The following is a 13213-nucleotide window of genomic DNA, read 5'->3' on the forward strand; positions in this document are numbered from 1 at the left end:
GAGGAGCGCGGATATGCAAGAACGAGAAGAGGCAGGTCAGATATTTACACCGGAGATGATTGATACGATGGCCCGCATCTGGACACGTTCGATCATTACATTAATAGATGTACGTTTTCAGATTGTAGCATCCCAATCCCCATTGGAGCAGTATAGAATGCCTAGTAACATGTTTATGTATGCCTGTGGAGGAGAAGCGCAAATTCAACTGAATGAAACCACATTTGGAATGGAACGCTTCGGTTTAGTTCACGGCGGGAAGGGGAGCGTGCTTAGTATTTCGCCTAAAGGGGAGATCGTGAGGACTTTTATGGTGTTTTATAAAGCAGAACTACCTCTTTTTTTAAAGAAGAACCTGCAGCAATTGATGGAGCAAGTGAATCCATTTGTTCAACAGTTTGGTTATACGCCAAGCAATCCCATCTTGCTACTCGATTTGTTTCAACAGATGATGAATAGTTGGAACTGCGGCAAGGCTATGGATCAGCTACAGGCTAAATGTTTTCTGTATCAATTGATTCACGAGGTGTACAGAGATTTTGAGCGTGGCGAGGTTCGTTATCTCCAGCCAGACCCAGCTTCTGCTGCCAAAATGTATCTCGATCAACATTACAGAGCGCCAATTATGTTTAAAGAAATTGCCGATATGTTCGGGATCAGTGGAGGGCAATTGACGCGGCTGTTCAAAAAGAAGGAAGGGATAAGCTTACAGGAGTACCTCATTCAAAGAAGAATTGAAGCTGCCTGTCATGACTTGAAGCATACAGAAGCAACCATTAAAGAGATTGCAACAGGAACTGGTTTTGCAGATGAGAAAAACCTGTTTCGGATGTTTAAGAAGTATTACAAGATGACGCCAAGCTATTACCGGAAAATAAACGCACTATCCATGCAGGTTGATGGTATTGATAATGATTATCATTTTCCTTACAATATGAGTGAACTAGCGAGTCTAGTCAAGTCTTATAGAGATGGGGAATCAACCATGTTTGGACAAGTAAGAAGCAAAAAAATGATTTTGACGGCGGCGATAAGCGTGATGCTGTTGTTGTCAGCATGCACGTCGGGGACGCCAGCGAATAACGGGGGAACGGTGAATTCAATACCTGCGCAGACCCAACAGACGACACAACCTGAAGGATCGGAGACGAAAGCTTCAGAAGCAGTCTCGCAGACCAGAACAATATCCACAGTAAAAGGCGATATTAAGGTACCTAACAACCCTCAGCGAGTTGTAGTCGATTATTTGGTTGGCGATGTGGTGGCCCTGGGTGTAACACCTCTAGGTGTGGCGAGAGCGGCAAGAGGCGAGGCGGAGGCTGTTTATGCTAACCAGATTACCAACTCCATAAATATAGCTATGGAGCCGGAAGATGTCATGACTCTTGAGCCTGATCTGATCATTTTGGCATGGGGCGATGAGTCTTATGAAGATTTATCCAAAATTGCGCCCACAATTTATGTCCCTTATGGTGATATGACTACAGAAGAGAGGATCTCTTTTATTGGCGATGCTTTGAACAAGCAGGAAGAGGCTAAGGCTGTTTTGAACGCTTATACTGAAAAAATCGAAGAAGCGAAGCTATCCTTTCAGAATGCAGGTCTTTCAGATGTGACGATTACGGTTGGAGAATTCGGTGATAAAAGCAACTACATTGCTGGATCCAAGCATGCGGTTGGCGAGCTTGTTTATAATCAACTTCAAATGCAGGCGCCGTCAAAAGTTCAAACGGATATCATTGATGCAGATAAATATTGGGGAGATATCTCTATGGAGGTATTGTCCGCTTACACGGGGGATTACATGATCTTCTTAGGGGATGGAAACATTACTGCTGATAATGCCGTTTGGAAATCGCTTCCTGCTGTGCAGAATGGTCGGATCGTAAAGGTGGATTCATCGTTATCTTGGTCCACGGATGTAATCACTTCCAGTGCATTGATTGATTATATTGTCAATCAAATGCTGGCATTAGCAAAATAATGAACAAAAAGCCTGAACAAAAACGCCGCGGGGCGATAAACTTCTCCATGTACATGGTGATAGGGCTTGGATTAACGGTTCTCATGTCGGTGTCGTCGATTATCTTCGGCGCCGCCGACATGAAGTTAGCGACGGTATGGGAGGCTATTGTCCGATTTGATCCGACACTCACTGATCATCAAGTGATTCACACCCTGCGTCTTCCGCGTACCGTTGCCGATCTGATCGTTGGGTGCAGCCTTGCAGTATGTGGCGCTATCATGCAGGGGACGACGCGCAATCCGCTGGCCGACTCCGGACTGATGGGGATCAGCTCCGGGGCAGCATTCGCGATTGCGCTTTGCCTGGCTTTTCTGCCGGGTTATTCGTATGGGCAGATGACACTATTTGCTTGTCTCGGAGCAGCGCTCGCGACCGGGATGACCTACTTCATCGCATCACTAGGCAAGCGTGGGATGACGCCTCAGCGCCTGGTACTGGCGGGGCTGTCCATCTCGATGCTGTTTGGCGCACTCAGTCAGTATTTGGCGATCAACTACAATCTGGGTCGAGCATTGGCATTTTGGACGGCAGGCAGTACAGCGGGGGCCAAGTGGGGAGAGCTGCTCATTATCTCACCGCTATTTATTGGTGGTGTACTGCTGGCGTTGGCGCTATCTCCTTCCGTTACACTGCTCAGTTTAGGAGATGATGTGGCAAGTGGACTCGGTATTCGCAGCGGACTGGTCAAAGGTTTATCGACGATTATCGTCCTCGTGCTGACTGGGTTAGCTGTTGTCGTGGTTGGCCCGGTCGGTTTTATTGGTCTGATCACCCCGCATATTGTACGTTACATGGTCGGTGTCGACTATCGGTACATTATTCCGGCGTCTGCGCTATATGGTGCGCTGCTGACCGTATCGGCCGATCTGGCTGGCCGCTTGATCAATAAGCCGTTTGAGACGCCGATTGGCATTATATTTTCTATCATTGGTGTGCCGTATTTTCTCTTCCTGGCTCGCAGGCAAAGGAGGGAATCTGAATGATCAAGCAGCATTATACGTTGCAACGGGGCATCATCGTCATTGCAGTCCTTCTGGTACTGATCCTTTTGTTTGCTATCATTAGCGTGAATGCTGGCAAGATGAATCTATCACCTCTGGAAGTGCTGGACGTCCTTCTGGGAAATGGTACCGACAAGCAAAATCTGATCGTGTTCGATTTTCGTCTGCCGCGAATCATACTGTCGGTCCTGGTAGGTCTGGGAATGGGAGCGGCTGGCGTCGTGATGCAGAGTTTATTGCGCAATGACATGGCTAGTCCGGGGACACTTGGGATTAGTTCGGGATCGGGCTTGTTTGTCCTCTTCTTCGTCGTATTCATCTCATCGACAGGAAGGAGCGCCTTTATTGCCCTGCCACTGCTGGCCTTTGTTGGCGGGCTGCTCGCGGCGGGGTTGATCTTCTTATTATCGTATCGCCGTGGGCGAAACATCTCGCCAATCGGTTTGATCTTAACCGGGGTCGCGCTCGGAAGCGGGTACGGGGCATTGACTACCTTCCTGACATTGAAGCTGGATGATTCACAGATGAACTTCATGCTGCATTGGTTGGCGGGGAGCTTGTGGGGCGATGATTGGGGCTATATTTCCGTACTGGCGCCATGGGTTTTGATTTTACTCGGCTATATTTTCTACAAGGCTCGCATGCTGAACACCCTCCAACTGGGCAATCAGACGGCAGAAGGGCTAGGTCTCTCCGTGAAACGGCAGTTTTTGGGGTTGTCGCTTGCTGCGGTTGCATTATCCTCTGGCAGTGTGGCTGTGGGTGGAAGCTTCTTTTTCGTTGGCTTGATCGCTCCGCATATGGCGAGAAAGCTGGTCGGACCCGATCACAAATTGCTGGTTCCGACTGCGAGCCTGACCGGGGGGTTCATCGTGGTGCTGGCGGACACGATTACGCGTACCGTTAGTCTGGGGGGAGATGTGCCGACGGGAATCGTCATTACGGTCATCAGTGTTCCCTACTTTCTTTATTTACTGGCGAAGGCCAATTAGATCCCTAAAAGCTAAGGAACAGAAGGAGGCGATTGCTACATGAAAACTGCATGGCGCGTCCTGCTGGGCGCACGGAAATATTGGTTGCAGTTAGGGATTGGATTTATTGGGGTTGTGATAGCCACGATGGCTGGGTTTTATTTGCCCTGGGCGCTCCGCTCGTTGACACAATTGGCGACTGAAGGCAGCAGCCAGTTTGCCGCAGAAGCGCTGACGATTGGTTTGTTGCTCCTTGGAGCCACCTGTCTGCAAGCCATTGGAACCTCTCTTGCAGGCTATATGAACCATTATGCGGCCCTTCATTATGTAGCGGATTTACGAACAAGATTGTATAGCAAATACCAGCAGATGAGCTTGCGCTATTTCCATCGAAGCCGGACGGGCGACTTGACGGGGCGCGTGGTCAATGATGCGATGGAAGCGGAGATTTTCATTGCCCATGTCATTCCTGATTTTATCATCAACGGACTGACCTTTATTGGCGTAGCCATTCTGCTCTTGACGATCAATGTGAAGCTGGCATTAATCAGTCTGATCACGATTCCGTTGCTGCTTGCGATCACGATATGGCAAAGCAAGCGCTTATCGCCGCTGTGGGGAGAGAATTCCAAGGTGAGGGGAGAAATCTCTGGCAAGGTACAGGAAAACTTGTCTGGCATGAAAGAAATCCAAATTTTCAATCGGCAGGAGGAGGAGCGGGGCAACGTTTCTCGTCTGGCTATGAAACATACGAAGACGTATTTGCGCGCCAGTTTGTTCTATGAAACCTCTGTGCCGTTGTTGGCCTTTGTGACTGCGCTGGGGACTGTGCTTGTAGTAATATTGGGCGGCAGATTGATGGCGACAGGCGAAGTAAGCATTGCCGATATTATTGGATTCATCGCCTACCTGGGTTTATTTTATCAACCGGTAAAGTCCTTTTCTGGCTTGGTGGAAATGGCCGGGCGAGCCGCTGCTGGCCTTAAACGGGTATATGATGTGCTGGAAGAAGAGGAAGACATCCAGGAGAAGCGAAACGCAGTCCGTTTGCCGCGTATACAAGGCCAGATCTCCTTTGAAGATGTCACATTCGTGTATCAAGATGGTGCGCCTGTACTTGAAAGGCTGAATCTGACCATTGAGCCTGGAAAGACGGTGGCGCTTGTAGGCACAACCGGCGTAGGAAAGACGACATTGACCAGTCTCGTGAACCGATTCTACGATCCGCAGGTTGGTTTGATTCGAGTGGATGGCATCGATATTCGTGATGTGACGCTCTCCAGCCTGCGTGACAATATCTCGATGGTGCTGCAGGATACCTTCCTGTTCGATGGCTCGGTGTATGACAATATCGCTTATGGATGGGCGGACGCGAATGAGCAAGATGTGATTGCCGCAGCGAAAGCGGCTAAAGCGCATGATTTTATAGCACAGATGGAGCTAGGCTACGATACGGTGATTGGTGAACGCGGTGTGCGTCTGTCCGGAGGACAGAAACAGCGGCTATCGATAGCACGGGCGATTCTTCGCGATGCACCGATTCTTATTCTGGATGAAGCGACATCGGCGCTTGATACGAAGACCGAACAAGAGATCCAACAGGCGCTGAACGAAATATCGAAGGGTCGCACAACATTGGTGATTGCCCATCGGCTATCGACGATCCGTCATGCCGACCAGATCGTTGTGCTGGAGGGCACAGAGATTGCCGAGATGGGTACGCATGAAGAACTGCTGCGTAGCGGCGGCGTTTATGCACGATTGTATGCGACACAAGCCTCTTGAACGTAAGCAATACGTTTAGTTGGTTATCGACAATTTTAACGTCTCTACGAAGATGAAATTCGTAGAGACGTTTTTTTTGTGCGCTTGGCAGCGCAACCGGCTAGTATGCTGCGCACAACAATAGCTACTGCATCTGCCAGATGCGGATGTCCTCGAAGGTACCAGCAGCATCCTCGGCGAACAGGCCGATGCCAGACGGGATCATGTCCTCTTCGATACGGTAGCAGAGGACATGCTTGTCGTCGACGAACGCTTCGATGCATTCATTGCGGACAAACAGTCGGATCGCAAGCGGCATGCCGTAATCGAGCTGCCAATCGCGCCAGGTATCGATATCCAGCACCTGCGAGGCCATCCAGCCCTCGCGCACCGTACCCAGCTCCAGTCGCTTCGCCCGCACATTGACGAACAAGCACCACTTCTGCTCCCCGAACCATAGCCCAGCGCCTGTACCCGAGCCCACCGTTAACGTATATTCGATGATTCGCCCATTGCGCAAGTCGTTGATTGTCTCGGCAGTCTGTACGCCGGCTCTGACGCCTGAGCAGGCGATCGCATCGACACCGCCCAGACCGGAGAAGCGGACCGCCCCCGCAACGCTCGGGGTGTCGCTCGACCACACCACTGACGGCACCTGGCCGACAACTCGGAGGGAGACGAGCTGTTCCGCCGGCCCCTCGTCATGGAGCAGCTCCGTCGGCCGCTTGTTATCGAACGACTCCGCCTTCCATTCGCCATGTAGCGCCTCTCCCTTCAAGGCCTCGCACCCGTCCCAATAATAGAGCCCAAGCTCCCACGGCGCGGCTTCCCGGACGAGCTTGGGGAATCCGATCCGGCCGTTCGAGCCGTGTGACGTGCGGGTATTCAACAGTGCGGGCGACAACCTGCAGCCGGTCACCGGCAGGCTGTTCGATGTCAGCGGCAGCGACGTGACAGCCGTCAATATGATGCGATTCCAGGGGCAATCGCTGCAAGCCGTCAATAGCGATGTGACGAGCCGATGCGACAGCCCTGCGGGTAATCGCTCGCAGCAACCCGGCAGACAGCCATCTGTCCGGTCGCGGCGCGCTCCGCGTCAGAGCGGCCTATCGCGGCAGCAACGGCCTGTATACGGCCGTTACGCTCCCCGTCGCGTTGTCCGCAGCCCAACTCGGCGACACCGTCGCCCTGTTAGCCCAGAACGCGCAAGGCTGGGTGACATTCGAGGCGCCGCCGACCGCCGATGCGAGCGACAGCTTCGCCTTCGACCTGACCGCACTCGCGGGCAAGTCCGACGTCTCGCTGTTCATCGAGGCCAATGACCGGATGGAGGCAGGCGGCAATCGCGCCGACCGCGTCATCGTACTGGCGGTTCGCATCAGCTAATAGTGTCACCTTGCGAGAAAAACGGTGCTGAACTGCCAGAGCTAAATGATCCTAACAGAGCTAAACACTCAGGTGGAGGTTGATCCACTTGGGTGTTTTTGTGTTGGCATGAAATGAATTAGAAAGCACCTTTTTTGACTAAAGGCACATATCTTCACTTGCATCACCCCCTTATATACGGCTTGACGGCACTGGAAAAGGATTGTGCTGTGAAAAAAATGTGTTGCTTGCGGGAGGCTGCAGCCTGCAAGCATAATTGGTGGTGGCTGCAGCCCACTTAAATTAACGCATGGGGAGTTCTTGAGTTGGAAGGAAAGGGGCGGTGTAAGGAACATGTTCAAGAGTAGACGGTTCCAGTACAACATTCCATTGTTTATTATGTTTGTTCCGATTATCGCTTATTTTCTCATTTTCAAGTTTGCTCCAATGGGTGGACTGGTGATTGCTTTTAAGAATTACAACTTTACAGATGGCATCTGGGGAAGTAGCTGGGTTGGACTGGATCACTTTCATACCCTCTTTACCAACCCGAATATGCTCAATATTTTGCGAAACACGCTGGTGCTAAGTTTCCTGCAATTGGTGCTTGGTTTTCCGTTTCCGATTCTTTTGGCATTGATGATTAATGAAATACGCCGATCGTGGTTCAAGAAAACCGTGCAAACCGCCGTCTTCTTTCCGCATTTCCTGAATTGGGTCATTGTCGGTGGCATTGTGGTCACGATTTTTGCGCAAGAAACAGGCATTATCAATAACATCATGAGATGGTTGACCGGAGACAGCTACGCTTATTTGTACAATACGGGTTCATGGCTTGCGATCTTCATCGGATCCGGAATTTGGAAGAGTGCCGGATGGGGAGCCATTATTTATTTGGCGGCATTGGCCGGGGTCGATCAGTCCTTATACGAAGCGGCAGGACTCGACGGCGCCAATCGTTTGAGACAGATGTGGCATATTTCCCTTCCTTCCATTCGACCTGTCATTTTTATCATCCTGATCCTGTCGATCGGGAGCATCATGGAAGTCGGGTTTGATCAGGTCTATATGCTGCAGAATTCAGCCGTTTCACAGATTGCCGATGTCATATCAACCTGGAATTACAGGGTAGGCATAACAGGTGGAAGATTTAGTCTCGCGGCTGCTTTAGGATTTTTCGAATCCATCATAGGCCTCATCCTGGTTTTGACGGCCAATGGAATTGCACGCAGATTTAATAATGGATTGTGGTAGGTGATGATGATGATGAGAGAATCGCAAGGGGATAAAACATTCGGTGTCGTCAATAACATCTTGCTAATAGTATTCAGTTTGAGCTGCCTGCTGCCCATGGTCCATCTCATTGCTTTGTCCTTCAGCTCGCAATCGGCCATTGTATCGGGCCAGGTCGGGCTGTGGCCGGTTGGTTCGACTATACAGGCCTATGAGAAACTATTCGAAAACAGCCGGATTATAACCGCTTTTAAAAATAGTGTCCTCATTACAATCATTGGCGTGGCCTTGAATTTGCTGTTTACGATTTTGTGTTCATTTCCACTATCCCGTTCTTACATGTATGGCCGGCGATTCTTTACCTTGGCGATCGTGTTTACGATGCTGTTCTCCGGCGGGCTGATTCCCGGATATTTGCTGGTGAAGTCACTTGGTCTAGTCGATACCTACGGAGCGATCTGGCTGCCGGGTCTGGTCAGTGTCTACAACATGCTGGTGATGCGCACATTCTTTCAGGGGATTCCCGAGGAATTAGTGGAATCGGCTCGGATGGACGGAGGCGGAGAATGGACGGTTTTGTTCCGAATTTTTCTGCCGCTTTCGCTGCCTGTTATCGCTGCTCTCGGGTTGTTCTATGGGGTGGGGCACTGGAATGCTTTTTTCAACATGCTTATTTTCATTCACTCTCCGGATAAACACAATCTGGCTGTCATGGTCCAACAGATGATTATGAGTCAATCCATCATGCAGGAGATCGGCAACTTATCCCCCGAAGATTTTAAAACGATCACGCCTGAATCGATTAAATCGGCAGGGATTATCGTGATGGTTGTACCGATGCTACTGGTGTACCCGTTTTTGCAGAAATACTTTATTAAAGGCATGTTGATTGGCGCAGTCAAAGGTTGATAACATCACAAGGAGGTTTTATGGTATGAAGACAATGAGAAAATCGGTTTCATTCATGCTTGCTTCATTGATGGTATTGGTTACCATACTGTCTGCCTGCTCTGGTGGCAACAATGACGGAACGACAGGTGACAACGATCCGAACGTAAAAAAAGATCCCATTACCGTATCCATGTATGATCGGGGGAACGTCCCTCCGGAAGTGGGGACGGTCGATAACAACTTATGGACACAATGGATTAATGAAACCGTCCCAGTCGAATATGTACCCGTACCGCGCTGGGAGTCTGTGCAGCGGTTCAATACCTTGCTTGCCGCCGGCGATGCGCCTGATCTTATCCTTGAATACGATAATGCTTACCGGAATCAATTATATTTGCAAAAGCAATTAATGCCGATTGAAGAGCTGATTGAGCAACATAGCGTGGAATACAAAGCCTTGCTGGAGGAATTCCCGCTGCTGCGGCAATTGGGCACCAAATCGGATGGGAAGCTCTATGAGTTTGGACGATTGCTGGGCTACATACCGGGTGGATATCTGTTTATCCGTGAGGACCTTTTGGAAGCAGCTGGGCTAGAGGTGCCGCAGACTGTGGAGGAAGCATACGAAGCGATGAAGAAGGTCAAAGCAGATCAGCTGGCCACGTTCGGCACAAATATGAGCGGTTACAATTGGATGGACGTTGCTTTTCAGAATACGACATGGGTGCTTGAGGATGGCGACATGGTGAAGGATTGGGAACGTGTTGCGGCAGCTACGCAATACAAGAAGCAGCTGTTTGACGAAGGGTTGGTTGACAGGGATTTCATGACGGATAAAAATGGAGAGAAGGCGTTACAAGATTTTGTGCAAGGCAACACCTTCATGTTTGGATTCGCGGGGAATGCCTTACTCGTCTATAATAATTATGAAACCTTGAGAAGCAATGTACCGGATGCGAAATTGGCTGTCATCCCGTTGCCACGCAGCGAGTTTGGTCAGTTCAGCCCCTATTTTAACGATCCGGTCCAGATGACCGGGGTGATCAATATCCAAGCGAAAGATCCGGAATCGGTGATGCGCTATGTGGATTTGATGAGCAGTGAATCGATGGCTCATACGTTGAAGTATGGACAGGAAGGCGTTCATTATGAGATGGTCGACGGCGTAGAGCAAACTCTGGATCAGGACAAGTATGAAAAAGAGGTTAGCTGGCTGGGAGACTATCGGATGCTGGGCGGACAACATATTATTAATGAATTCACCAAATATGTAGAGGATTTGGACCCGTCAGATCCATTTGATCAGGAGGTTCGGACCCTGCTGGAAACGGCGTTTTCCCTCTATATTGACAAAGAACGGCCACTGCCGGAAGTGACCAAATATATGCCTGGGCTGCCGGATGAAATCCAGTTTGTCGTCTCCAATGTCAATGAGCCCATGTCCGATCTTTGGAGCAGAGCCATCGTTGGTGGTAGTAATGCAACGGTCGACAAGACGCTAGAGGAGGCGAAGACGTTGTGGTCCAGATCTGATGGTGAACAAGTTGAACAATTCTATTTGGACTGGTATAGAGAAAACAAAGACACATGGGTTTTTACAGAAGATTTGTATGATATGAATTTCTAAATTCAAGTAAAGGTGGCTTCTGTTTGTAGCGTCAGCTGCAGGCAGGAGCCTTATGGTCTGCGAAGATTGATAAGGGTGAAAGAAGGTGGACCACAGAATGAAAACGCGTTCATGGTTTAATCGCTTGCTATTCACCTATCTGCCCATTTTTTATTTGTCTGCAGGTATGCTTGTTTTTATTTTCTTGATGGTCATCAACCAACTGATGGAGCGTCAAATGACGGACATGAGCGAAAGCTATGGAAAATATGTCACGCAGCAGATTGAATCCTCGTTGCAAAACATAGAGCAGCTCATGATTACCGAGATTCATAACAATCCAGAGATTAAGCAATATGTGTACGGAATGGATGAGATGAACAATCGCTATATGCTTGAGAGAAGCTTATCGAGGAAATTTAATTACTATCTGACTGATTTCCCTTTGATCGACTCGATCTATATTGTGCGCTTTATAGATAGTCGAGTGCTCAGCACGAGTGTGTCTGCGCCTCTGCAAGAATTTGGGGACCGCTTATTTATTGAACCGAAGCTGGAAGGGGCGATCCCTCTGGAGTGGAGCGGTATCCGTCCGTTCAAGGTGTTCCCGGGAGATCAGAACGAATATGCCGTTGTCTCTCTTGCCAAATCGATTTCGCTGGGCTCTCAGGCCCGTGGTATTCTCGTAGCGAATGTGTCGGTGGGCGCCATTCAGAAGATGGTTCGCGGGATGAATACGTTAAATGTCAGCTCGACCTCAATCTATGATCAGAACGGGGTGCCCCTCTTTGAAAATAAGCAAGATTCCGGGACCATGCTCGCTTCAGTCCAATCGCATTATACCCATTGGAATATACAAACCGGAGTACAGGATAAGGTAAACTACAGTATTGTCTCCAGTCTAAAAGAGGTGTGGACGGTTATGGGGCTGGCTTCCCTGGCCCTATTTACAGGGGTGATGATCTATTTCGCTCGCAGATACACGTATCCCATTGACCGGATGATGAATAGCATCAAGAAATATTTGACATCCAAACCCGATGAGCTGCCGGATATTCTTCATGAGCATCCGGATTATATGGATCGAGCCGTGCACCATCTTATCGATGTGGCTAACCAGATCAGCGATGTGAATAAAGAGAATGTTCTGCATCGGCAAAAACAAATTTTCGTTGACCTGATACGTGGAAATGTAGTGGAAGAACATGAAAAAGAAATCGAATGGATCAGAGAGTTGGTTACATACTCAAAGTTTCATATAGGGGTAGTCTTGATCGATCGGTACGATGAATTTTGCTCGGTCTACCCTGTTCGCGACCAATACCTGTTGAAATATGTGATGTCTAATGTTGCGCAAGAAGTAGCAAAATCGTATGAAGTGCCTATGGTTGTGGAGTGGTTGGACAGCGGGCGGATGACCCTTTTATTCAAATTAATGGAGCAAGATCATTCGACAGAAAACACGGTAGGTTCAATCTGTGAGACCTTGCGGGAGTGGATCAAAAACAATCTCGATTATGCGGTGTCGATAGGTATCGGTAATTCCGCATCAACAGTAACCGACATCGCCCGATCGTTTAAAGAAGCTGAAGAAGCACTGTCTTACAAAAAATCAGTCGGCGGGAACCGCGTGATCGCCTATTGGGAGCTGGAAGGCAATGTTTTCGCGGGGATGTACGAGCAACTACAGTCTATCCGTGATCTTGCCGAATTGTTTAAGCGACGCGACATGGAATGGAAGCTGCATTTTGAGCGTCTGATGGATACCATACAAGGGAAGTATTTTCATCACCATGATATTGTGAATGTATTGAATTTCATGTTATTTCACATTTCCAAAGAAGTATCCGAGTTACCGCAGTCTTATCGCGAAATCTGGGAGAGGGCAATGGGTGAGTTGAGCAAAGAAATAGAGAATTTTGATTCCGTCAGCCAATTGAGGTCTAATGTTGAGGTCATCTTGTGTACATCGATTGATCAAATGAACAAATCTCGCCAGGGCCGCAATAGTCAGGAGGTGCTGCGAGAAGCCAAGGCTTACATTGAGCAGCATTACAGCAACCCGGAATTGAGCCTGCAGCTATTAAGCGATCAATTTCAGATGAATCAGAGTTACTTGAGCCGGTTGTTCAAGGAGGAGTACAGTGAAAACTTCGTAGATTATGTTACGAGGGTTCGTATGGATCGAGCCCGCTACTTGCTCACCCATACAGAGGAGCAGATTCAACAAATATCGCAGCAGGTAGGATATGCTCATTATTTTTCATTTAACCGGATGTTCAAAAGAATAGCGGGTGTAACACCGGGGGAGTATCGCAAGCAATTTACCTCCTCGCAGATGGAAGCAGAATAGCAA

10 protein-coding genes are annotated in these 13213 nt (G+C 49.1%); 9 read left to right on the forward strand and 1 reads right to left on the reverse strand.

The window, feature by feature from the left end; translation table 11 throughout:
• The first annotated feature begins 13 nt into the window (after positions 1-13).
• From PA598K_RS26060 to PA598K_RS26075, 4 genes are read left to right on the forward strand one after another with little or no spacing between them, the layout of a single operon-like run.
• Positions 14-1984: an AraC family transcriptional regulator gene (locus PA598K_RS26060; RefSeq protein ID WP_128659757.1), complete on the forward strand. Its 1971-nt coding sequence runs from the start codon at positions 14-16 to the stop codon at positions 1982-1984.
• The gene (locus PA598K_RS26065; RefSeq protein ID WP_128659758.1) at positions 1984-3009 is read left to right on the forward strand and encodes a FecCD family ABC transporter permease; all 1026 of its coding nucleotides are present in this window, start codon (positions 1984-1986) and stop codon (positions 3007-3009) included. The genes PA598K_RS26060 and PA598K_RS26065 overlap by 1 nt, the downstream gene beginning before the upstream one ends.
• Positions 3006-4019: a FecCD family ABC transporter permease gene (locus tag PA598K_RS26070; protein ID WP_128659759.1), complete on the forward strand. Its 1014-nt coding sequence runs from the start codon at positions 3006-3008 to the stop codon at positions 4017-4019. The genes PA598K_RS26065 and PA598K_RS26070 overlap by 4 nt, the downstream gene beginning before the upstream one ends.
• Before the next feature lie 39 nt (positions 4020-4058).
• Positions 4059-5783, forward strand: coding sequence for an ABC transporter ATP-binding protein (locus PA598K_RS26075; protein ID WP_128659760.1), 1725 nt, complete (start codon positions 4059-4061; stop codon positions 5781-5783).
• Positions 5784-5907: 124 nt separating this feature from the next.
• Here the strand turns inward: PA598K_RS26075 and PA598K_RS26080 are convergent, their stop codons facing one another.
• The gene (locus PA598K_RS26080) at positions 5908-6726 is read right to left on the reverse strand and encodes a hypothetical protein (RefSeq protein ID WP_128659761.1); all 819 of its coding nucleotides are present in this window, start codon (positions 6724-6726) and stop codon (positions 5908-5910) included.
• Between the two features lie 191 nt (positions 6727-6917).
• Here PA598K_RS26080 and PA598K_RS26085 point away from each other — a divergent pair, with 191 nt between their 5' ends.
• From PA598K_RS26085 to PA598K_RS26105, 5 genes are all read left to right on the forward strand, one after another.
• A complete protein-coding gene (locus PA598K_RS26085; protein ID WP_128659762.1) occupies positions 6918-7148 on the forward strand; it encodes a hypothetical protein in 231 nt (76 codons plus the stop codon).
• Positions 7149-7481: 333 nt separating this feature from the next.
• Entirely contained in the window at positions 7482-8381 is a 900-nt protein-coding gene (locus PA598K_RS26090) for an ABC transporter permease (protein WP_128659763.1), read from the forward strand.
• Between the two features lie 12 nt (positions 8382-8393).
• Positions 8394-9269: a carbohydrate ABC transporter permease gene (locus PA598K_RS26095; RefSeq protein WP_128659778.1), complete on the forward strand. Its 876-nt coding sequence runs from the start codon at positions 8394-8396 to the stop codon at positions 9267-9269.
• 25 nt (positions 9270-9294) lie between these two features.
• Complete coding sequence (locus PA598K_RS26100) at positions 9295-10878, forward strand: extracellular solute-binding protein (protein ID WP_128659764.1); 1584 nt, start codon at positions 9295-9297, stop codon at positions 10876-10878.
• Positions 10879-10975: 97 nt separating this feature from the next.
• A complete protein-coding gene (locus PA598K_RS26105; protein ID WP_128659765.1) occupies positions 10976-13210 on the forward strand; it encodes a helix-turn-helix domain-containing protein in 2235 nt (744 codons plus the stop codon).
• Positions 13211-13213: the final 3 nt, after the last annotated feature.

It is taken from the genome of Paenibacillus sp. 598K, assembly GCF_003851045.1.
Classification (GTDB): domain Bacteria; phylum Bacillota; class Bacilli; order Paenibacillales; family Paenibacillaceae; genus Paenibacillus_D.

What these genes read in the sequence shown, in the direction of transcription:
- PA598K_RS26090 (WP_128659763.1), top strand. Translation starts at nt 7,482, where the DNA reads ATGTTCAAGAGTAGACGGTTCCAGTACAACATTCCATTGTTTATTATG.
- PA598K_RS26095 (WP_128659778.1), top strand. Translation starts at nt 8,394, where the DNA reads ATGAGAGAATCGCAAGGGGATAAAACATTCGGTGTCGTCAATAACATC.
- PA598K_RS26075 (WP_128659760.1), top strand. Translation starts at nt 4,059, where the DNA reads ATGAAAACTGCATGGCGCGTCCTGCTGGGCGCACGGAAATATTGGTTG.
- PA598K_RS26070 (WP_128659759.1), top strand. Translation starts at nt 3,006, where the DNA reads ATGATCAAGCAGCATTATACGTTGCAACGGGGCATCATCGTCATTGCA.
- PA598K_RS26100 (WP_128659764.1), top strand. Translation starts at nt 9,295, where the DNA reads ATGAAGACAATGAGAAAATCGGTTTCATTCATGCTTGCTTCATTGATG.
- PA598K_RS26065 (WP_128659758.1), top strand. Translation starts at nt 1,984, where the DNA reads ATGAACAAAAAGCCTGAACAAAAACGCCGCGGGGCGATAAACTTCTCC.
- PA598K_RS26105 (WP_128659765.1), top strand. Translation starts at nt 10,976, where the DNA reads ATGAAAACGCGTTCATGGTTTAATCGCTTGCTATTCACCTATCTGCCC.
- PA598K_RS26060 (WP_128659757.1), top strand. Translation starts at nt 14, where the DNA reads ATGCAAGAACGAGAAGAGGCAGGTCAGATATTTACACCGGAGATGATT.